This window comes from Thermomonas sp., from assembly GCF_023953935.1.
GTDB lineage: Bacteria > Pseudomonadota > Gammaproteobacteria > Xanthomonadales > Xanthomonadaceae > Thermomonas.
The window spans coordinates 38314-58814 of the sequence record NZ_JAMLIW010000006.1 but is presented as its reverse complement, the minus strand read 5'-3'; the positions used below and the strand labels follow the sequence as shown (position 1 = coordinate 58814).

At 67.5% G+C, this 20501-nt stretch carries 17 protein-coding genes; 4 read left to right on the top strand and 13 right to left on the bottom strand.

Features of this window, described 5'->3' with window-relative positions:
* Positions 1-6 precede the first annotated feature (6 nt).
* A complete protein-coding gene (locus tag M9902_RS08215; RefSeq protein ID WP_297173265.1) occupies positions 7-345 on the bottom strand; it encodes a P-II family nitrogen regulator in 339 nt (112 codons plus the stop codon).
* A 151-nt stretch (positions 346-496) separates the two neighbouring features.
* Here M9902_RS08215 and M9902_RS08210 point away from each other — a divergent pair, with 151 nt between their 5' ends.
* Positions 497-775 (top strand): accessory factor UbiK family protein, encoded by a 279-nt coding sequence (locus M9902_RS08210; protein WP_297222169.1) that lies wholly within the window; start codon positions 497-499, stop codon positions 773-775.
* A gap of 9 nt (positions 776-784) precedes the next feature.
* Positions 785-2299 carry a YifB family Mg chelatase-like AAA ATPase gene (locus M9902_RS08205; RefSeq protein WP_297222167.1) on the top strand — a complete coding sequence of 505 codons (1515 nt, stop codon included), beginning with the start codon at positions 785-787 and terminating at the stop codon, positions 2297-2299.
* A gap of 133 nt (positions 2300-2432) precedes the next feature.
* On the opposite strand, the gene aceA is transcribed toward M9902_RS08205, so the two are convergent.
* Complete coding sequence (gene aceA / locus M9902_RS08200; RefSeq protein WP_297222165.1) at positions 2433-3731, bottom strand: isocitrate lyase; 1299 nt, start codon at positions 3729-3731, stop codon at positions 2433-2435.
* Positions 3732-3786: 55 nt separating this feature from the next.
* The gene (aceB, locus tag M9902_RS08195; RefSeq protein WP_297222163.1) at positions 3787-5406 is read right to left on the bottom strand and encodes a malate synthase A; all 1620 of its coding nucleotides are present in this window, start codon (positions 5404-5406) and stop codon (positions 3787-3789) included.
* A gap of 109 nt (positions 5407-5515) precedes the next feature.
* Here aceB and M9902_RS08190 point away from each other — a divergent pair, with 109 nt between their 5' ends.
* Positions 5516-6484: a LysR family transcriptional regulator gene (locus M9902_RS08190; protein ID WP_297222161.1), complete on the top strand. Its 969-nt coding sequence runs from the start codon at positions 5516-5518 to the stop codon at positions 6482-6484.
* A 24-nt stretch (positions 6485-6508) separates the two neighbouring features.
* On the opposite strand, the gene M9902_RS08185 is transcribed toward M9902_RS08190, so the two are convergent.
* From M9902_RS08185 to M9902_RS08160, 6 genes are all read right to left on the bottom strand, one after another.
* On the bottom strand, positions 6509-7240 hold the full coding sequence (locus M9902_RS08185; protein WP_297222159.1) for a haloacid dehalogenase-like hydrolase: 732 nt from the start codon (positions 7238-7240) through the stop codon (positions 6509-6511).
* The gene (gene trpC, locus M9902_RS08180) at positions 7237-8025 is read right to left on the bottom strand and encodes an indole-3-glycerol phosphate synthase TrpC (protein ID WP_297222351.1); all 789 of its coding nucleotides are present in this window, start codon (positions 8023-8025) and stop codon (positions 7237-7239) included. The genes M9902_RS08185 and trpC overlap by 4 nt, the downstream gene beginning before the upstream one ends.
* Before the next feature lie 73 nt (positions 8026-8098).
* Positions 8099-10294, bottom strand: coding sequence for a DNA helicase II (uvrD, locus tag M9902_RS08175; protein WP_297222157.1), 2196 nt, complete (start codon positions 10292-10294; stop codon positions 8099-8101).
* A 37-nt stretch (positions 10295-10331) separates the two neighbouring features.
* The gene (locus M9902_RS08170) at positions 10332-12827 is read right to left on the bottom strand and encodes a PEP/pyruvate-binding domain-containing protein (protein WP_297222155.1); all 2496 of its coding nucleotides are present in this window, start codon (positions 12825-12827) and stop codon (positions 10332-10334) included.
* Positions 12824-13681 (bottom strand): phosphatase PAP2 family protein, encoded by an 858-nt coding sequence (locus M9902_RS08165; protein WP_297222348.1) that lies wholly within the window; start codon positions 13679-13681, stop codon positions 12824-12826. The genes M9902_RS08170 and M9902_RS08165 overlap by 4 nt, the downstream gene beginning before the upstream one ends.
* 2 nt (positions 13682-13683) lie before the next feature.
* Positions 13684-14769, bottom strand: a complete 1086-nt coding sequence (locus M9902_RS08160) for a hypothetical protein (protein ID WP_297222152.1) — start codon at positions 14767-14769, stop codon at positions 13684-13686.
* Between the two features lie 191 nt (positions 14770-14960).
* On the opposite strand from M9902_RS08160, the gene M9902_RS08155 reads away from it, so the two are divergent.
* Complete coding sequence (locus M9902_RS08155) at positions 14961-15680, top strand: glutathione S-transferase N-terminal domain-containing protein (protein ID WP_297222150.1); 720 nt, start codon at positions 14961-14963, stop codon at positions 15678-15680.
* Between the two features lie 43 nt (positions 15681-15723).
* Here the strand turns inward: M9902_RS08155 and M9902_RS08150 are convergent, their stop codons facing one another.
* The 4 genes from M9902_RS08150 to M9902_RS08135 form a co-directional block, all read right to left on the bottom strand.
* On the bottom strand, positions 15724-16197 hold the full coding sequence (locus tag M9902_RS08150; RefSeq protein ID WP_297222148.1) for a hypothetical protein: 474 nt from the start codon (positions 16195-16197) through the stop codon (positions 15724-15726).
* A 40-nt stretch (positions 16198-16237) separates the two neighbouring features.
* Positions 16238-17182 (bottom strand): DUF3298 domain-containing protein, encoded by a 945-nt coding sequence (locus tag M9902_RS08145; RefSeq protein WP_297222147.1) that lies wholly within the window; start codon positions 17180-17182, stop codon positions 16238-16240.
* 62 nt (positions 17183-17244) lie between these two features.
* On the bottom strand, positions 17245-18189 hold the full coding sequence (locus M9902_RS08140) for a type II CAAX endopeptidase family protein (RefSeq protein WP_297222144.1): 945 nt from the start codon (positions 18187-18189) through the stop codon (positions 17245-17247).
* A gap of 15 nt (positions 18190-18204) precedes the next feature.
* A complete protein-coding gene (locus tag M9902_RS08135) occupies positions 18205-20484 on the bottom strand; it encodes a S9 family peptidase (RefSeq protein WP_297222142.1) in 2280 nt (759 codons plus the stop codon).
* Between the last annotated feature and the right edge of the window lie 17 nt (positions 20485-20501).

The window sequence follows — 20501 nt, the reverse complement described above, 5'->3', positions numbered from 1 at the left end:
GCGGCCTTACAGCGCATCGGCATCCAGCTCGCCGGTGCGAATCCGCACCACCCGTTCCAGATCCCAGACGAACAGCTTGCCATCGCCGATCTTGCCGGTGCCGGCAGCCTTAACGATGGCCTCCGTCACGGCCTCGACCTGGTCGTCGGTGACGGCAATTTCCAGCTTGATCTTGGGCAGGAAGTCGACCACGTATTCGGCGCCCCGGTACAGCTCGGTGTGACCCTTCTGGCGCCCGAAGCCCTTCACTTCGGTCGCGGTGATCCCCGCCACGCCGGCCTCCGCCAGCGCTTCGCGCACGTCATCGAGTTTGAAGGGCTTGATCACCGCCATCACCATCTTCATCGCATTGCCTCCCGTGGTTGCGGGCAGGATACCGCGGGCCGGCAATTCCCTGACGCCCGTGCCGGGAATTGTCCGACCTTTGCGCGCGCAGTCCCCCGAGTGCCGGCGGCGTGCGCAACGCGCAATCTGGCCCGGCCACCGGAGGACCGCCATGAACGCACTGCAAATCCAGGATCTCAACCAGCTCGACGAACTTGCGCGCCGCCTTGCCAACCTCGTTCCACCGCATCCGCGGGACGAGCGCGACGAGCTGCGCGAGAACTTCAAGATCGTCCTGCGCGACACCCTCGGCGCACTGGGTCTGGTCAGCCGCACCGAATTCGAACTCCAGCGCGCCCAGCTCACCCTCACCCGGGACCGACTGGCGGTGCTGGAAGCGCAGTGGGGGCGTTGGCACCGCGGCGTGGCCCGCACACCCGGTCGTCCTTGAGGTGTCGTGATGAACCTTGCCGTCGTGCACAGCCGCGCCCGGATCGGTGTCGATGCGCCAGCCGTCCGGGTCGAGGTGCATCTCGGCGGTGGGCTGCCGGCGATGTCGATCGTCGGCCTGCCGGAGGCCGCGGTGCGCGAGGCCAAGGATCGCGTTCGCGCCGCCATCCAGTGCGCCCAATTCGAATTTCCCGCCCGCCGGATCACCGTCAACCTGGCGCCCGCCGACCTGCCCAAGGACGGAGCCCGATTCGATCTGGCGATCGCGCTGGGCATCCTTGCCGCCAGCGGCCAGATTCCGGTCGAGGCCCTGGCCGGCTGGGAATTTCTCGGCGAACTGGCGCTCACCGGCGCGCTGCGCGGTTGCGACGGCACGCTGGCAGCCGCACTGGCGGTCGCTGCCAGTGGCCACCGGCTGATCGTCGCCCCCGACAACGGCGCCGAAGCCGCACTCGCCAGCGGCGTCGAAGTGCGCACCGCGCGCACCCTGCTGGAAGTCTGCGCCGCGCTTGAAGGACGCGTCGGGCTGCCGCAGGCCGCGCCGCAGGACTGCCAGCGGGCGCCGCTGCCCGACCTTGCCGACGTGCGCGGACAAACGCAGGCGCGACGGGCGCTGGAAATCGCCGCCGCCGGCGCCCACCACCTGTTGCTCATCGGTCCGCCCGGCAGCGGCAAAACCCTGCTGGCATCGCGGCTGGCCGGCATCCTGCCCGAGCCCTCCGAAGCCGAAGCGCTGGAAGTGGCCAGCATTGCCAGCGCCAGCGGCCACGGGCTGGATTTGGCGCAGTGGCTCCAGCGCCCGTTCCGCGCCCCCCACCACACCGCCAGCGCGGTGGCGTTGGTCGGTGGCGGTGCCGATCCACGCCCCGGCGAAATCTCGCTGGCCCACCACGGCGTGCTGTTTCTCGATGAGCTTCCGGAGTGGAGCCGGCACGCGCTGGAGGTGCTGCGCGAACCGCTGGAATCGGGCAGCGTCGGCATCTCGCGCGCCGCGCGCCATTGCAGCTTTCCGGCCCGTTTCCAATTGGTCGCCGCGATGAACCCCTGCCCCTGCGGCTGGGCCGGGGATCCGTCCGGCCGCTGCCTGTGCAGCAGCGACATGATCCGCCGCTACCGCGCCCGCATTTCCGGACCGCTGATGGAGCGCATCGATCTGCATGTGGAAGTGCCGCGACTGGCGCCTACCCTGCTGCGCACGGATGCGCCGGCGGGCGAATCCAGCGCCGACGTTCAGGCCCGGGTGGTGGCCGCACGCGCGCATCAACGCGCGCGCGGCCCGCTGCCAAACGCGCGCCTGGGCCAGAGCCAGACCAATGCGTTCTGCCGGCTGGCGCCACGTGACAGCAGCCTGCTGGAGCATGCGGTGGAATCCCTGCAACTGTCGGCTCGCTCCCTGCACCGCATCCTGCGGGTGGCGCGCACGATCGCCGATCTGGCCGACAGCGCGACCATCGAAACCCCGCACCTGACCGAAGCCATCGGCTATCGCACGCTGGAGCGACAAGGTGAACGCGCCGCTGCCTGAACCGCTCGCGGCAGATGCCGGCGCGCTAACGAACGCATCCGCGTGCCGTCGGCGGCACCGGCACGCCGCACGCCAGCGCCGCAAGCTCCGGGCCGGCGCTTGGCCGGCCCGTCAACGCCCGCTCTGGGCCGAATCAGGCCGCCGCGCGCTTGCCGTGGAACTGTTCCTCTTCGGTGCTGCCCCTGAGCGCCACCGTGGAGCTTTGTCCGCCCTGAACGGTCTGGGTGACGGCATCGAAATAACCGGTGCCGACCTCGCGCTGGTGCTTGACCGCGGTGAAGCCGCGTTCGGCGGCGGCGAATTCCTTTTCCTGCAATTCGACGAAGGCGCTCATCTGCCGCCGCGCGTAGCCGTGGGCCAGCTCGAACATGCCGTAGTTGAGGGCGTGGAAGCCGGCCAGGGTGATGAACTGGAACTTGTAGCCCATCGCGCCCAGCTCACGCTGGAACTTGGCGATGGTGGCGTCGTCCAGATTCTTCTTCCAGTTGAAGCTCGGCGAGCAGTTGTAGGCCAGCAGCTTGCCGGGGAATTTGCGATGGATCGCCTCGGCGAACTTGCGCGCGAACTCCAGATCCGGCTTGCCGGTTTCGCACCACACCAGATCCGCGTAGGGCGCATACGCCAGGCCGCGGCTGATGGCCTGGCCCAGGCCATTGCGGGTCTTGTGGAAGCCTTCGACGGTGCGCTCACCGGTGCAAAACGGCTTGTCGTTGTCGTCCACGTCCGAAGTCAGCAGGTCGGCGGCTTCGGCGTCGGTGCGCGCCACGATCAGGGTCGGCACGCCGCACACGTCAGCGGCCAGCCGCGCCGCGGTCAGTTTTTCCACCGCCTCGCGGGTCGGTACCAGCACCTTGCCGCCCATGTGGCCACACTTCTTGACGCTGGCCAGCTGGTCCTCGAAGTGGACGCCGGCCGCACCCGCCTCGATCATCCCCTTCATCAGCTCGAAGGCGTTGAGCACGCCACCGAAACCCGCTTCGGCGTCGGCCACGATCGGCTGCAGGTAGTCGATGCCGTGGTCGCCTTCGGCGTGGCTGATCTGGTCGGCGCGCAGCAGCGCGTTGTTGATGCGCTTGACCACCAGCGGCACCGAATTGGCCGGATACAGCGACTGGTCCGGATACATCTCGCCGGCGACGTTGGCGTCGGCGGCGACCTGCCAGCCGGACAGGTAGATCGCCTTCAGCCCGGCCTTGACCTGCTGCATGGCCTGGTTGCCGGTCAGCGCGCCCAGCGCGTTGACGAAATCTTCCTGATGCAGCGACTTCCACAACTTCTCGGCACCCAGCCGCGCCAGCGAGTGCTCGATGTGGACGGTGCCACGCAGGCGGGCCACGTCGGCGGCGGAATAGGTGCGGGTGATGCCGGCCCAGCGCGGATTGTTGGCCCAGTCAAGGTTGATCTGTTCGGCAGTGGGGAGAGGGTTCTTCATGGATGGCCTCGTTGGATGGTGGGGTCGGTGCAGGACAGCGTGGATCGGTGCGGTTTCAGTCGATGCGCTCGTACGCGGGAAGGGTGAGGAAATCAGCCAGCGCGTCGGCGTGGGTCAGGCGATCAAGGAGACCGATGGCCTCGCCGACGTGGTCGGCGCCGGGCATTCCGGGAATCCGGGCCAAACGGCTGGGCAAACCGATCAGGATGCGATCGAGCAGGACGAAATCGATCGGGCTGCCATCCTCCAGCGCCAGCGGCTCGCCGCCGCCGTCCGCGTAGTGCAGCCATTGCCACAGCTGGGCGCGGGCAATCTCGGCGGTCGCCGCATCCTCCATCAGATGGTGGATCGGCACGCAGCCATTGCCGTCCAGCCATGCGGCCAGATAGCGCACGCAGACCTCGACATTGTTCTCGAAGCCGGCGCGGGTGATGGTGCCAACCACTGGTTCGATCAGATCGTCGCGATCCACTTCCACGTCATCGCGCAAGACGTGCTTCTGGTTCGGGCTGCGCATGCGCGCATCGAACACCTCGCGCGCCAGCGGAATCAGCGCCGGGTGCGCCACCCAGGTGCCGTCGTGGCCCGCAGTCACCTCGCGCAGCTTGTCGGCGCGCACTTTCTCCAGCGCGGCCTCGTTGGCCGCCGGATCGCCGCTGATCGGGATTTGCGCGGCCATCCCGCCCATCGCGTGGGCGCCACGGCGGTGGCAGGTCTTGATCAACAGTTCGGAATAGGCGCGCAGGAACGGTCGGGTCATGCCGACCTGGCCGCGTTCCGGGAACACGTGGTCGCGGTGGCGGCGGAAGGTCTTGATGCAGGAAAAAATGTAGTCCCAGCGCCCACAGTTGAGGCCGACGATGCGGGCTTTCAGCGCGTGCAGGATCTCGTCCATCTCGAACGCGGCCGGCAGGGTTTCGATCAGCACCGTCACCTTGACCTGGCCGTGCGGCAGGCCGAGTTCGCTCTCGATGCAGGCCAGCGCCTGCTCCCACAGTGCGGCTTCTTCCATCGACTGCAGCTTGGGCAGGTACAGGTAGGGGCCGCGGTCCCTGCCGCCCAGCAACGCCGCGTTGTGCAGCAGGAACAAGGCGGCGTCGAACAGCGCGGCCGAGATCCGCTGACCATCGACCAACACGTGTTTTTCATCCAGATGCCAGCCACGCGGCCGCACCAGCAGCACCGCCTGCTCGGCTTCCGGCTTGAGCGTGTAGTGCTTGCCGTTGTCGGCGGTGAAGGCGAGCGTGCCGCGCACCGCCGCGCGCAAGGCCCACTGGCCGCCGATCAGGTTGGCCCAGGTCGGGCTGGTGCTGTCCTCGAAATCGGCCATGAAGCAGTTGGCGCCGGAATTGAGCGCGTTGATCACCATCTTCGGATCGACCGGCCCGGTGATCTCGACCCGGCGGTCGCGCAGCGCGGCCGGGGTGGCCGCCACCGTCCATTCACCGGCGCGGATCGTGGCGGTATCCGGCCGGAAATCCGGCAGGGCGCCAGCGTCAAAGGCCGCCTGCCGGGTCTGGCGTGCGGCCAACCGCGCCTGCCGTTCGGGCTCGAAGCGGCGGTGCAGCTTGGACAGCAATGCCAGCGCCTCCGGGGTCAGGATCGCGCCCTGGCCGGGCAGCGTCCGGGTGATCTCGACGCCCGATTCGAGGCGATCTTGCAGAACTGCCGACATCGGTGGCTCCGTCAGGTGAGGGGGTTTCACCATCCGCAACCGTTTGGTATTTGACAAACCAGATTTGTCAATGTAAATCATAAATTTCTTAAATATCCAAGCAATATCAATGGCCAACAGCCCCACTTCTGCGCTGCGATTCGCCTACAAAGGTTCGCGCCTGAAGCCACTGCGGGCGTTTTGCCAGATCGCCCGGCTCGGTTCGATTTCCCGTGCCGCCGAGGCGCTTTTCCTCAGCCAACCCGCCGTTTCGCTGCAATTGCAGGCGTTGGAACGCGAATTGGGCGTGCGCCTGCTGGAGCGCAGCGGACGCCGGCTGACCCTGTCACGGGAAGGTGAGCTGCTCTACGACATGGCGCGTCCGCTGGTGGAAGGGCTGGACAATCTGGCCGCCAACTTCCGTGAGCGCGTGCGCGGGCTGGACGCCGGCGAACTGCACGTCGCCGCCGGCAGTTCCACCATCCTGTACCTGCTGCCGCAGTTCGTGGAAGCCTTCCGCAAGGCCCACCCCGACGTGCGTCTGGCCCTGCACAACGTGACGGGTGCCAGCGGCCTGGACTTGCTGCGCGGCGATGGCGTGGACCTGGCCGTGGGCTCGATGCTCGACGTCCCGGCCGACCTGAGCTACACCCCGGTGTATCGCTTCGAACCCATGCTGATTACGCCACTGGATCACCCGCTGGCGCGCAAGCGCGACCTGCGCCTCGACGACCTGTCGCCCTACGGTTTGATCCTGCCGCCCAAGCGCCTGACCACCTACCGGCTGGTGGACCTGGTGTTCCAGCAGAACCGCGTCCCTTATACCGTCGCGCTGGAAGTCGGCGGCTGGGAGGTGATCAAGCAATACGTGGCGATGGGATTGGGCATCAGCATTGTGACGGCGATCTGCCTGACCGAAGCCGACCACCAGCGGCTGGCCACGCGCTCGCTGTCCAACTGGTTCCCGGCGCGCAGCTACGGCATCGTCATGCGCAAGGGCAAATACCTGAGCAAGCAGGCCCGCGCCTTCGTCGATCTGATCAACCCGCAGGCGCTGGCGCCGCGCCAGTACGACGAGACCGGGCATTCGGAGCGCTGATCCCGTCCGCGCGCAGGTCGACCGTCACTCCGCTTCGCCCTGCCCCCGCGCGCCCGCCCGCCCCGGGCAGCCCCAGTGCAGGATCGGCGTACCGGGCGGCAGCACGCGGCGGAACAGGGCCACGCGCGCCGGCTTCGGATTGACCACCACTGGATGTTGTGCGGTCTGCAGCAGCGGCAGGTCGGCGCTGGAATCGCTGTAGGCCACCGCAACCGGCTGGGTGAAGCCGGCATCGCGCAGCATCGCCAGCTTCATCGCGTGGTGACAATGGCGGGCGACGACAAGACCGCCGCAACCGGGACCCAATTCGGTGCCGAGCACCGGCAAATCGGCGTCACCGGCCACCCGTTCCAAGATTGCCCGCGCCAGCCGCGGCGGCGCGCCGGTGGCCACCACCACGCGATCGCCCTTGTGCCGGTGCTCGGCGAACACCGCCAGCGCGATCGGCAAGGCGCTGGCGCGCAGTTTGGTTTCATGCAGCGCAACGTAGCGGTCGATCAACGCGTCCAGCGACAGCCGTTCACCCACGCTGCCTGCCCAGACAAACGCGGAAATCCCGCGCTTGCGGGTGGGCAGGAAGGCCAGCATCGGGCCCGCCACCGGCGCCACCAGCAGCGCCAGCAACCCACGCCACCAGGCCCGCCCGATCAACCAGCGGTAGAAACCAGTGCCGGCGTCGCCGTCGCACAGGGTGTGGTCGAAATCGAACACCACCAGCGGCGCAGCGGCGGCCGGCGCGGGGAAGTGCTCGCTCACGCGAACAAGTCCTGCAAGGCTCCGCCCGGATCAGGCTGGCGCATGAAGGTTTCACCAACGAGGAATGCGTGCACGCCGGCGGCACGCATCCGCGCAACATCGTCATGATTGCGGATACCGCTTTCGGTCACCAGCACGCGATCGGCCGGCACCGCGTCCTTGAGCGCAAGCGTGGTTTCGAGCGACACCTCGAAGCTGCGCAGGTTGCGGTTGTTGATGCCGAGCAGACGCGCTGGCACCGGCAGCGCGCGTTCGAGTTCGTCGAGATCATGGACTTCGATCAGCGCGTCCATGCCCAGCTCGGCGGCGAGGAAGGCGTATTCGGCCAATTGCACGTCATCCAGCGCGGCGGCGATCAGCAGCACGCAATCGGCCCCCAGCGCGCGCGCCTCGTGGAGCTGCCAGGCATCGACAATGAAATCCTTGCGCAGCACCGGCAGCGCGCAGGCCGCACGCGCCTGCTGCAGGAAGGCGTCGCTGCCCTGGAAAAATTCGACGTCGGTCAGCACCGACAGGCAGGCCGCGCCATGTTCGGCATAGCTGCGCGCAATTGCGGTGGGGTCGAAGTCGGCGCGGATCACGCCCTGGCTGGGGCTGGCCTTCTTGATTTCGGCGATCACGGCCGCCTGGCCGGACGCGATCTTCTCGGCGATCGCATCGGCAAACCCGCGCGTCGGCGCCGCGTCGGCGGCACGCGCGCGCAGCTCGGCCAGAGGCACGCGGCCCTGACGTTCGGCCACCTCCTCGCGTTTGCGCGCAAGAATGCGCTGGAGCACGTCGTGCATCGTCATCTACCGCTCTCGTCAACCCGTCATTGTATGGGGCTGACGGCTTGGCTGCGCATCGTGGACGCAGGCCTCACGCCGGCGACAAATTCGCCGAAGCCAGCTTCAGCCATTTGCTGCCGACGGCCTCGAAGTTGACCTGGATATTGATGTAGCGGCCATCGCCGACGAAATCGGTGACGGTGCCGCGGCCGTAGCTGGGGTGCAAAACGTCCTGACCGATCCGCAGCGCGGGTGCATCCAGCGCGGCGTGGCCGGGGTTGCGCTGGAAGCCGGGGCTGGGCGTGAACGCTGCCGAAGCCGCTGCCCGCGGGCGCACGTCGCGCAGCAGGCTTTTCGGGATTTCGCGCAGGAAGCGCGATGGGATGCCGTACAGGTCGCTGCCGTGGATGCGCCGGCATTCGGCGTGCGCAAGCACCAGTTGCTGGCGGGCGCGGGTGATGCCGACGTAGGCCAGCCGGCGTTCTTCGGCCATCCGCCCCGGCTCTTCGGCGCTGCGTGAATTCGGGAACAGGCCCTCTTCCAGCCCGACCAGGAACACCAGCGGAAACTCCAGGCCCTTGGCGCTGTGCAGGGTCATCAGCTGGACGCCGTCTTCGCCGGCCTGGGCCTGGCCTTCACCGGCTTCCAGCGCAGCATAGGCGAGGAAGGCGATCAACTCCGGCATCGCCGCCGCATCTTCCTCATCGCCGCGCACGAAGCGGCTGGCCACCGAGACCAGTTCGTCGAGGTTGTCGACGCGTGAATCGACCTGGCCGCGCGATTCCTTGTCGTAGTGTTCGCGCAGGCCCGAGCGGGCCAGCGCGTGGTCGATCTTTTCGGCCAGCGGCATGGCGGCGGATTCTTCGCCCAGCGTCTCGATCAGGACGGTGAAGCCGGCCAGCGCATTGCGCGCGCGTGCGCTGAGCGCGCCGCCTTCGACCAGCCGTCGCGCCGAGCGCCACAGCGATTCGGCGTGGCCGCGCGCGCCGCGTCGCACTTCGTCGAGAGTGCGCTCACCAATCCCGCGCGTGGGCGTGTTGACTGCGCGCTCGAAGGCGGCGTCATCATCGCGATTGGCGATCAGGCGCAGGTAGGCCAGCGCGTCCTTGACCTCGGCGCGCTCGAAGAAGCGCACGCCGCCGTAGACGCGATAGGGGATTTGTCGCGCCACCAGCACTTCTTCGAACGCGCGCGACTGCGCATTGCTGCGGTACAGGATTGCGGCGTCACCAAAGCGGCCGCCTTCGCGTACCCACTGGGCGATGCGATCAATGACGTATTCGGCTTCATCGACCTCGCTGTAGGCGTGGAACAGGTCGATCGGTTCACCCGCGCCAGCGTCGGTCCACAATTTCTTGCCCAAGCGGTCTTCGTTGTGCGCGATCACCGCGTTGGCGGCATCCAGAATCGTGCTGGTCGAACGGTAGTTCTGTTCCAGCCGGATCGTGCGCACGCCGGCGCCGGTCTGGCCGCCGAAGTCGCGCAGGAAACGCTGCACGTTCTCGACCTTGGCACCGCGCCAGCCGTAGATGGCCTGATCGTCGTCGCCGACCACGAAGACCTGCCCACTCTCGCCGGCCAGCAGCCGCACGAAGCCGTACTGGATGGCGTTGGTGTCCTGGAATTCATCGACCAGCAGGTGGGTGAAACGGTGGCGGTAATGCGCCAGCAGCGCGGGGTTGTCACGCAGCAGTTCGTGCGCGCGCAGCAGCAGTTCCGCGAAATCGACCAGACCGGCGCGCTCGCAGCGTTCCTGGTAGGCGGCATAGGCGCGCAGCAGCACCTCGTTCCAGACATCGCCTTCGGGTTGGATGTGCTGCGGACGCCGGCCTTCGTCTTTTTGCGCATTGATCCACCAGGCGATCTGGCGCGGCGGATACAGGCCGTCATCGAGATCGAGCTGTTTGGCCACGCGCTTGACCAGCCGCAGCTGGTCGTCGGAATCGAGGATCTGGAAGCCTTCCGGCAGCTTCGCCTCCTGCCAGTGCAGCCGCAGCAGGCGGTGGGCGAGGCCGTGGAAGGTGCCGATCCACGCGCCGCGCGGCGCTTCGCCCAGCTGGGCGGCGATGCGTGCGCGCATCTCGCCGGCGGCCTTGTTGGTGAAGGTGACGGCGAAAATGGCGTGCATCGGCACCCCATCGACTTCATGCAGCCAGGCGATGCGGTGGGTGAGGACGCGGGTCTTGCCGCTGCCGGCGCCGGCCAGCACCAGAATGTGGCCGGGCGCGGCGCAAACGGCCTCGCGCTGGGCCGGGTTCAGCCCGTCGAGGAGGTGGGTGACATCCATGCGTCCAGTGTACCGGGCGCCGGCCTGCGGACCGGCGCTACAGCAGTTCGACGGTGCCCGCGCGCCCGTCCACGCGCACGCGCTGGCCGTTTTCCAGCAGTTGCAGCACCTGGCGCACGCCCATCACCGCCGGCAGGCCCAGCTCGCGCGCGGTGACGGCGCCGTGCGACAGCGGCCCGCCGCTTTCGGTGATGACGCCGCGCGCCTGGTAGAACAGCGGCGTCCACGCCGGGTTGGTGGTGCGTGCGACGAGGATGGCGTCCTTGGGGAAGTGCGGGAAATCCTCCGGGCTGCGCACCAAGAACACCTCGCCCTCGACGCGGCCGGGGCTGCCGCCCAGGCCCTTGAGTACGCGCACACCGTCGGCCGGCGCGGCTTCGGCTTCGCCATACACCCAGTCCGGGGTGCGCGCGCAGGCCGCCTGGTAGCCGGATTTGTGCTGCGCGGCGGCCGGCGTGATCGGTGCCAGATCGCCGGTCGTCAGCGCCCGGTCGAGTACGTCCAGCGGCACGAAATAGACATCCATCGGATCGGCCAGCACGCCGCGCTGCACCAGCTGCGCGCCGATGGCCTTGAGCCCACGCCGGAATGGCAGGTGCAGGCGGGTGGTCTGGTAGTGCTCCAGATCGTCCAGCGCGGTGTAGACGCGCGCCAGGCGGATGACCTCGCGCACCAGATAGCGCAGGTCGGCGGGCGCGTGCTCGATCACCGCGTGCTCCATCGCCATCTGCGCCGCGCGCGGTCCGTGTTCACCGTTGCCGCGCTGGGCGTCGTCCTGCTGGACCAGGATACGCAGCTGGTCGAGGACCACGGTCGGGGCTTCCAGCCAGGTCGGGTGGTAGGCGTCGAAATCGAGCTCGCGGTGGCCGTGGCGGGCGAGGAATTCGGTGAACTCGGCGGCAAAGTCCGGGTGCTGAGGCAGCCGGGCCAGCAGCGCGGCGCTGTCGTCTTCGACAAATGCTGCTGTCAGCGCGGCGTCGCGGCGCACGCTGCGCGACAGCGTCCACAGCTCGGCGTTGACCTGTCCGGTCTTGGTGTCGGCCATCGCCATCAGGCGGTCGAACACGTGCCGCGCCTCGTCTTCCGGCAGCGCAAGCCGCAGCATCGCCAGCAAGGTGGCGTACAGCGTGGCCTGGGTGAGCGAGATCGCGATATTGGGCAGGAAATAGCGTGCGCCCAGCGCGTTGATGCGCTGGACATAATCCCACAGCTGCGCCAGCGATCGCCCTTCCAGCGGCTCTTGCATCAGCGCGCCGATGCCCAGCAGGTAGGTGTCCAGATCGCGCATCCAGCGCACCGGCAGCTCCTGCACCCAGCCGAAGCGTTCGGCGATCTCCGGCAGTGCGGCGCGGATGGAATCGACGTCGCGCAGCATCCGCACCGGGGTGCGGCCGCGGTAGAGGTCCACCGCGTTCTGGTTGCCGTAGATGGAGTAGTCGCGCATCGCGAACCACTTTTCACCGAACGGCGGCAGGCCCATCAGCTGGAAACTGTAGTTGAGCGAAGCGTGGAAGCCGGCTTCGCACAGATCCCAGGTCAGCGGGGTGACGGGATTTGGAAAGCGTTCGGCGGATTCGTCGCGGGTCCAGCGCGCAGGAATGCGGGTGACTGCGCGCGATTGCAGCAGGAACAGCTGGCCGCCCTGCCAGGCCCATTCGATGTCCTGCGGGAAGCCGAAGTGGGTTTCCGCCGCCAGCGCCAGTTGCGCGACCGCCTGGCGTTGTGCGGGATCCAGCGCAGCGCGGGCGGCGTTTTCCGCATCCAGTTCCACTTCGCGGGTGCCACCGGTAGCGCTGTCCACCAGCGCCACCGGTTTGTCCACCACCACGCTTTCCACTTCGGAAAAATCATCGCGGCGAATACGGTACTCGTCCACCGGCGCCTCGCCGCCGACCACGCTTTCGCCGAGGCCGAACGCGGCGTTGATCAACACCTGATCGAGCGCGCCGCGCACCGGGTCGATCGAGAACGCCACCCCGGCCGCTTCATCGGCGCCGACGCGCACCATTTTTTGCACCACCACCGCCATCGCGGCAGACAGGTGATCAAGCCCGAGCCGCTCGCGGTAGGGCAGCACGTGGGCGTTCCACAGCGAGGCGTAGCAACGGCGGATCGCGTCGAGCACGGCATCGACCCCGCGCACGCCCAGCAGGGTGTCGTGCTGGCCGGCGAAGGCGGCACCGGGCAAGTCTTCCAACGTGCCGGAAGAGCGCACTGCGACCGGACCGTCCAGCAATCCGAGCGCGGCCATGTGCGTGTGCAATGCATCCCCCAATGCGTCCGGCAATGGCTGCGCGAGAATCAGCGCCTGGATCCTTGTGCTGCGGGTGGCGTGATCGAGCGCAGCATCCGTCAGCACAGCGCGGATCGGTCCGCGCAAGGGTTCGACGAAGGCCCGGTAGACCGCGCTGCCGACGATCAGTCCCGGCGGCACCGGCAGATGCGCCGCGGCCTGCGCAAGGTTCGCGCCCTTGCCGCCGCTGACGGCCAGGTCGGTTGCTTCCGGATCGTTGAATGCAAACAGTTCGATCACGCGTCAATTTCCTTTCGATAACGTCGGACGAAGGCCAGCACCAGCGCAGCCAGCAGCACGCCGGCCAGCACATCGATGCCGTAGTGGTAGCGCAGATAGACGGTGGCGAGCACCAGGGCCGCGACCACCGGCGTCAGCAGCAGGGCGATGCGCCGATGGTCGCCCAGCGCGAAAAAGCCCAGCACGTACACGCCGATCCCGCTGTGCAGGCTGGGGAACACGTCCATGCCGGTGATGCCTGCCGCGACCACCTTGGTCAGCATCGCGGTCATCGCGCCGCCTTGGACGGGGTAGGAGAACAGTTCGGGGAACGCCGCATACGGCCCGCTGGCCGGCACCAGCAGATAGCCGCTGAAGCCGACCAGGTACATTGTCGTGAGGCCGAGAAAGAACGCGCGCGCCTCGCCCTCGCGGCGCCGTCTGGCAAACCCGATCACTGGCAGCAGGACGATGAAATAGAACAGGAAATAGCCGGTACTGAGCAGCTCCGACAGCTCTGGTCGCTGCCATGACAGCAGATGTTCGGTCAGGCTCGCCCCGCCCCAGAGCGTGCGATCCAGTGCCAGCAAGGTCGCGTCGGCGCGGTGGGCGATGAAGACGGTGGCAATCCCCTTGAACAACGGGAAGATCAGCCAGCACGCGACGAACTGCAGCAGACCGCGATAGCTGGCCCACACACTGCCCGTTGGCGATCCGGTCGCCAACAGCAAGGCCAACCACGCACCGCCGCCAAGAAACGTGGCGGTACGCAGGGTCGGATCACCCATCCGCGCGGCACCGATCCCGCCCAGCACCAGGATCAGCAGCAGTTGCGCGCAGAACGCCCAGCCGATCCAGCGTTCGATCTTCATCATCGTCACGCACGTTCTCCATGCACGAACTGCGGCCAGCGCCACCAGCCCAGCGCCGCCAGCAGCGCCAGCGCGGCCAAGGGCAGCGGAAACCGCCATGCCAGCAGCGCCAGGCAGGGCAGCCACGCCAGCGCCATCAGCGCGCCGCCCACCATCCGGAACAGGGTGACGGTGTTGCGCGCATCGGCTTTGCGGCCCGCCAGCCAGCCGACCAGCAGGATTGGCGCCAGCAACAGGCAAAACCCGGCCACCGCCAGAGCGTCCCACGGCCAGCGGCGCGTGCGCGGGGTTTGGGCGAGTTCGGCCGGTGGCGCGTTCTGGGCAGCGATCAAGGCCTGCGCGTACGACGCGCCGTTGGCCATCTGCCGCCGTGCTTCAGCTTCGACCCGCTCGAACGTTTGCGCGTCCGGACAGTTGACCGACACCGCGTCCAGCGCCGCGGTGATCAGCGCGTGCAGGCGCAGTTCAAACGCGCGCTCGGGCTCGTCGGGCAGGCGCGGCGGCAGCGCCACTGGCGCGCCGACCAGCACTTCGGCGCGCGAACGCAGGGCATCGGGCCGCGCGTAGTGCAGGCCCAGCGGTACCAGCTCGAACGGCGTGCCCTCGTCCAGCAGCAGGCGCGCCATCCGCGCCGCGCCGCGTTGATAGGGCAAGGGCCGATGGCCCCATTCACTGCTGCCCTCGGGAAACACCATCAGATCGCCGCCGCCGCGCAGCTGGGCACAGCCGGCGGCGATCGGATCGGAAAACGCGCCGCGGCGGACGCGAAACCGCGCGCGGTCCTTGTCGCGCACGACCACAATCCCGCCGAACATCCAGCGCAGCACCGGATGTTTCCGCAATTGCACCGAGATCAGGCCGGTGGCCGCGGGGAACGCGCGCAGCACGAGATAACCGTCGATCGCGCCGTTGCGGTGGCTGGTGACGATCAGCCGCGCCGCCGCCGTTCGCGCCGGCTGGCTGCGCGCACCGGTGATGCGCACGCGCCCGAAATAGAAACCGCGCAGCAGCGCCGCCAGCGCGCGCACGCGCCAGGGCAGCGGCTGGCCCAAGGGTGGCGGGTTCGGGGGAGGAGTGTCGGTTTGCGGCACCGGCGCAGTGTCCGGATCGCGGCGGGATTGCGCAAGCCGGCGGCGTCAGTCCGGGTTAAGGCAACGCTGATCAAGACAGCATCGCCTTGAAGTTGTGCGCCGGCAGAGCGTGCCGGCAGCGCCGCAAACACGCATCATTCAAGCAGGATTGGCTACAGTGCCAAGCCTGCCTGACGAATGCGGATTCCGCCATGATCGATTTTCATTATTGGCCCACGCCCAACGGCCAGAAGGTGGCCTTGTTCCTCGAAGAAACCGGGCTGCCTTATCAGGTCCGTCCGGTCCACATCGGCAAGGGCGAGCAGTTCGCGCCCGAGTACCTGAAGATTTCCCCGAACAACAAGATGCCCGCCATCGTGGACGCCAATCCGGCCGACGGCGGCGCGCCGATTTCGGTGTTCGAATCCGGCGCGATCCTGCGCTATCTGTCCGACAAGACCGGCCGGTTCACCGGCGTGGATGCCGGCGCCGATCCGCGCACCGAGCTGCGGCAGGCGATCGAGGTTGATGAGTGGCTGTTCTGGCAGATGGCCGGCCTCGGCCCGATGACCGGCCAGTACGGCCACTTCCACGTCTATGCGCCCGAGGTGATTCCGTATGCCCGCGAGCGCTACCGCAAGGAGGTCGAACGCTTGCTCGGGGTGCTCGATCGGCGTTTGCAAGGGCGGGCCTGGATCGCCGGCGGCGGCTACAGCATCGCCGACATGGCCTGCTATCCGTGGGTGGGCGCCTACGCCAAGGCGCCGATCGACCTGACGCCGTTCTCCAACGTCCGCCGCTGGCAGGCGGAGATCGCCGCGCGTCCGGCCACCGAGCGCGCCGCCGCGTTGGCGCAGCGGGTCAATCCGGATGCCGGCAAGCCGATGAGCGAAGAAGAGAAAAAGGTCTTGTTCGGGCAGGGGCGCGCCTGAGCCGACGGCCCGATTCGGCGCGCGTGGCAGCAACGCGATGCTGTCACTCGCCGCAGTGGAACGGGATGTCCAGTGAAGCGCGGCTGCCGCCGCCGCCGCGCAGGCTGGCCTTGACGGTGAGCGGGATGCAGCCGGTGTCGGAAAGCCAGACCGGGACGTGAAAGCGGCCTTGGGCGCTGAAAATGCCCAGCGCCGAGGTGCGCTTCAAAACCACCTTGCCCGACCGGGTTTCCGTGACAACGATGTCCAGCACGCCCGGCGGATAATCGCCCGGCTCCCCGCGCAGGATGACATCGACCAGGGTGGATTCGGACGGCTCGCTGGCGTCGCCTTCACCGATGATCACGTTCCACAGCGCCGCATCCGGGGCGATCGGGGCCGACAGGCTGCCGCTGTGGCTGTAGAACAGCCGTGCTTCCACCCGTTCGATGTTCGGGCCGTCCGCGGCCAGCGCCGCGCCTGGCATCGACAACAGCACGGTGATGAACGCCGCCCCGGTGATTCCGCGAACTCTCATGTTGCCGTCCTTTCTGTATTGGCTCGTGCCGCAGTCACGCCTACCACAGCCCGCGATCCAGCTCTGCCAGCCGCGCCTGATACAGGCCGGTAAGGCAACGTTCCAACGCCGCACCCTGCTGCGCGCCGCAGCGGGTGTTGCGGTTGGAGATGAAGGCGCGCTGGTCCTTCCGAACCCGGGCATCGTTGTCCGGATCGCCCGAGGTGGATCGCAGTCGGTATGCGCGCGCCATCCGCGTATCCAGCTGGGCCAGCCCGGTGTTGGCGCAAATCGCATGCTCGATCGGGGTGCCTGCTTTGCCACAGTCGAACGACGGCACCGGCGTGCGCAAATTCGTGCGCAAGATGTCCTTCAGCGCGGAAAGCGGAAACTCCACTTCCTGCGGACCGGAGGAATACGGGCCCACGGCGTAGGGGTCGAACAGGATCTTCAGCTTGTCAGGCAGCAGCACGAAGGTCTGGAAATTGCCCCACTCGGGGCCGGCACCGCCTTGGATCATTTCCGGCATGGAAAGCTCATCGGGCAGCAGCGCGCGATTGAGCTTGGCGATGGTCAGCGCGCTCAGCCGCTGCAGACCCTTGCGGCCGTCGATGACCTGCTCGATGTCGATCTGCGCGCCTTCCGGCAACAGGAAGTTGAAGGCCACGGAATTGTGGTTGGGGTGGGCACCACCGGCGTAGCTGTAGATCCCGAACACCACCGAAAAAAGCTTGCCGTCGTTGCGGGGAATCTCGTAATCGATGTCGAGCGACCAGGGCGAACCCGAGCCGACGTCATCCGCGCTGACATTGCGGTAGTCGTCGGCCTGCTGTTTGGCCCATTGGCCCAGCTGCGCGTCGATGGCGGCATTGCCGGTGCGCGGCCAGGCCACCGAAATCTCGACCTGCGCATTCTTCGATTCGAGCTTCCGTTCCTGCACCGGCAGGCCGGCAGCGAACAGGTTGCCGGCAAACAGCAGCGCAGCGAAGAACACGACCCATTTCATGGCAACTTTCCTTTCGACGCCCATCTCCTCAGAAAACGCCAAAGGGGACGGATTCCGGACGACTACGCCGCGCCGGAATCGGATCGCGGCACTTGAACCGGGGACGCAACGCGCCGCCGCCAGGACGGTGACACCAAGCTGCCCCGGCGCACCGCAATCGCCAGCAAGGCAATCGAAGGCAGCAGGCACACGGCAACCGCCACCACCGACGTCTCGGCGCCGAAGCTGCCGCCCGTGAGCCAATCCGGCCCTGACAGGCTGGCATCGAGCCAGCCGCCCTCGGCCGTGCTGCCTGACACGGGGATACCGTAGACCGTGCCCTCGACGATGTTCCAGCCCGCGTGCAGACCAATGCACGCCCACAGCGAACGGGTGACGTGATAGAGCAATGCCAACAGGATGCCAGCCTCGATCATGATCGCAATCGCGCTCCACGGATCCGCGTAGGGGTTGCCCAGGTGCAGGGCACCGAATATCGCCGCCGACACCAACAGCGCCGACCACGTGCCCAATCCCTCTTCGACCATTCGGTACAGCACCCCGCGCAAGACGATCTCCTCGGCCACCGCGGCGCCGAAACCCACGATCACAACGCCATGCAACCAATCAACCTGCGCACGGGTTCCGTCAACGTGGTAGCTGTCAGCCAACCACAACACCAGCACGACCACGCTGAACAGCGCCAGGCCCGCCGCCAGCCCACCCAGGCCGTAGCTTGGCAGGTCACGCCAAGCCAGTTCCCCCGCACGACGCCGTTCGAGTCGGAACACGATCGCCAGATAGGCCAACAATGCCGGCAGCAGCTGGGCCGTCAACAGCGCCGCCGGCGGTGCCATCGGGCCCTCGACCCTCCAGCCCCACACGGAAAACGCGGATTGCACAGCCAATCCGATCCCGGCCACCAGCAGCAAGAACCACAGGATCCGCGCACCCGGCGAATACAGCAGCCAGCGCTGCCAGCGCGGTTTGTCCAACGGCGTGGAAAACGCGATTCGCTCAGCGGGCACGACGACTCCTCCGGCTCAGAACTGCATCTTCAGCTCGAACTCCTTCGGCGGGGTGGCGCCCAGCAGGTTGCGCACGAAGTAATCCCAGCGCCGGCGCATGACGTAGTAGCTGTCCATGCCGTAGCCGTGGCGGGCGTGCGGCAGCAGCAGCAGGTCGAAGTCCTTGTTGGCCTTGACCAGCGCATCGACCACCAGCAGGGTGGACTGCGGCGGCACGTTGTCGTCCATCATGCCGTGGATCAGCAGCAGCTTGCCTTGCAGGTGGCTGGCCAGCGGCGCGTTATCCTGGCCGGTGTAGTTGCTGGTGCCGTCGGGTTTGCGCTCCAGCAGGCCCTGGAAGCGCTCACCCCAGTCGTCCTCGTAGGACAGGTTCTCGTGGTTGCCGGATTCGGCGATCCCGACCTTGTACACGTCCGGATAGCGGAACATCGCGGCGGCGGTGGCATTGCCTCCGCCGGAATGGCCCCAGATGCCGGCGCGGCTGGTGTCGATCCACGGATAGCGTTCACCCAACTGCTTCAGCGCGGCGACCTGATCGGGCAGGGTGTTGTCGGCCATGTTGCCGTAGGACACGTCCTGGAAGGTCTTGCTGCGCATCGGCGTGCCCATGCCGTCGAGTGCAATGACGACAAAGCCGAGTTCGGCCAGCGCCTGGTTATCACCCTGCGCCGGCAGGAAGCTGCGGCTGCGCACCGAGCCGACCTGCGGGCCCGGATAGATGTAGGTGATGATCGGGTACTTCTTCGCCGGATCGAAGTTCGACGGCTTGAACATCTGCCCGTACAGGTCGGTCTTGCCGTCGCGCGCCTTGACCGTGAACGCCTCCGGCGGCACCCAGCCGGCGGCACGCAGGCGAGTGAGGTCGGTGCGTGCCAGCTCGGCCACCTGCTTGCCGTCGGCATCGCGTACCACGGCCACTGGCGCGGTCGCAATGGTCGAGTAGGTGTCGAGGAAATACTTGCCGTCGGCGGAGGCGGTAATGGAATGATTGGCGTCTTCCGGCGTCAGCAGTTGCACGTCACCGCCATCGAGACCGATGCGGTAGTAATGGACGAAGTAGGGATCACGACCGGCCTCGCGGCCGACGCCGGTGAACCACAGGCTGCGGGCCTTGGCATCGAGGCGGACGATCTTGGCGACGTTCCAGTTGCCGCTGGTGAGCTGGCGCTTGAGCTTGCCGGTGGTCAGGTCATACAGGTAGAGATGGCCCCAATTCGATTGCTGGCTGAACCAGAGGAATTCGTTGCTCTCCGGCAGGTAGCGCCAGTTCACCGAATCCAGCGCCGGTGCGCTCTGGTACTGGGTGGCCACGGTTTCCTTGAACACATCGCGCACGGCGCCGGTCTGCGCGTCGGCCACCCGCAGGGTCGCCGATTTGTGGCCGCGGTCGGTGCTGACGAAGGCCAGGGTCTTGCCGTCCTGCGCCCACTGCACGTCTTCCCAGCCGTTGCCGCAGACGAGGTCATCGGCGCAGGTGGAACGGTGCTGGTCAGGCGGCATCTGCAAGCGGATGAGCCTGGGCGTGGCCGCCGACAGGTCGATGATCACCCGCTCGATCAGCGTGATGTCCTTGTCACCGGCGAACGGATAGCGCCACTGCTCGACCTTCGGCGCGCCGACATTGGTGCCGACCAGGGTCATCAGGCTGGTCTTGCGCTGGTCCTGGCGGAACGTGGCAATCTTCTTGCCATCCGGCGACCACACCAGCACCGCATCGCCGGTGTGCTTCCAGCCGGCGTTGTCGGTGGCATAGCCGTAGTCGGGCTTGCCGTCGAAGGTGAGCTGGGTTTCCTTGCCGCTGGCGACATCACGCAGCCACAGGTTCCAGTCGCGCACGAAGGCTTCGCGGGCTCCATCCGGTGACGCAACGCCCGGCTCGTCGCCGCTGACCGCCGGTTTGGGAACCGCGGTACAGCCGGACGTGTCGCAGCGGAACCCGCCGCCTGCCATGCTGGTCAGCAGGAGGCTGCCGTCGGCATTGCGCTGGATCGCCAGCGGCGGCAGGCGATCCTTGTTGACCGGACGGCCCTTGCCGCCGGCGGCGAGGTTCATCGCATCGGCCAGGGCCTGCGGATCGAACGCCGGCGCGCTTTTGCCGGTGGCCGGGTCAAAACGCAGCACCCGGGTCTTGCCGTCGGCCTGCTCGCGGTAGACCAGGCTGCCGTCGTCCAGCCAGGATGGCTGGCTGATGGCATGGTCGATCAAGGGCATGGTGCGGTCGGCCAACATGCTGGCCGCGCGCTGGTAGTCCGCCGTCGTCACCGTCTGGCCCATCGCCGCGCCTGCTCCCGTCATCAGCATGGCCCCCAACA

What these genes read in the sequence shown, in the direction of transcription:
- M9902_RS08215 (WP_297173265.1), bottom strand. Translation starts at nt 345, where the DNA reads ATGAAGATGGTGATGGCGGTGATCAAGCCCTTCAAACTCGATGACGTG.
- M9902_RS08210 (WP_297222169.1), top strand. Translation starts at nt 497, where the DNA reads ATGAACGCACTGCAAATCCAGGATCTCAACCAGCTCGACGAACTTGCG.
- M9902_RS08205 (WP_297222167.1), top strand. Translation starts at nt 785, where the DNA reads ATGAACCTTGCCGTCGTGCACAGCCGCGCCCGGATCGGTGTCGATGCG.
- aceA (WP_297222165.1), bottom strand. Translation starts at nt 3,731, where the DNA reads ATGAAGAACCCTCTCCCCACTGCCGAACAGATCAACCTTGACTGGGCC.
- aceB (WP_297222163.1), bottom strand. Translation starts at nt 5,406, where the DNA reads ATGTCGGCAGTTCTGCAAGATCGCCTCGAATCGGGCGTCGAGATCACC.
- M9902_RS08190 (WP_297222161.1), top strand. Translation starts at nt 5,516, where the DNA reads ATGGCCAACAGCCCCACTTCTGCGCTGCGATTCGCCTACAAAGGTTCG.
- trpC (WP_297222351.1), bottom strand. Translation starts at nt 8,025, where the DNA reads ATGCACGACGTGCTCCAGCGCATTCTTGCGCGCAAACGCGAGGAGGTG.
- uvrD (WP_297222157.1), bottom strand. Translation starts at nt 10,294, where the DNA reads ATGGATGTCACCCACCTCCTCGACGGGCTGAACCCGGCCCAGCGCGAG.
- M9902_RS08165 (WP_297222348.1), bottom strand. Translation starts at nt 13,681, where the DNA reads ATGATGAAGATCGAACGCTGGATCGGCTGGGCGTTCTGCGCGCAACTG.
- M9902_RS08155 (WP_297222150.1), top strand. Translation starts at nt 14,961, where the DNA reads ATGATCGATTTTCATTATTGGCCCACGCCCAACGGCCAGAAGGTGGCC.
- M9902_RS08150 (WP_297222148.1), bottom strand. Translation starts at nt 16,197, where the DNA reads ATGAGAGTTCGCGGAATCACCGGGGCGGCGTTCATCACCGTGCTGTTG.
- M9902_RS08145 (WP_297222147.1), bottom strand. Translation starts at nt 17,182, where the DNA reads ATGAAATGGGTCGTGTTCTTCGCTGCGCTGCTGTTTGCCGGCAACCTG.
- M9902_RS08135 (WP_297222142.1), bottom strand. Translation starts at nt 20,484, where the DNA reads ATGACGGGAGCAGGCGCGGCGATGGGCCAGACGGTGACGACGGCGGAC.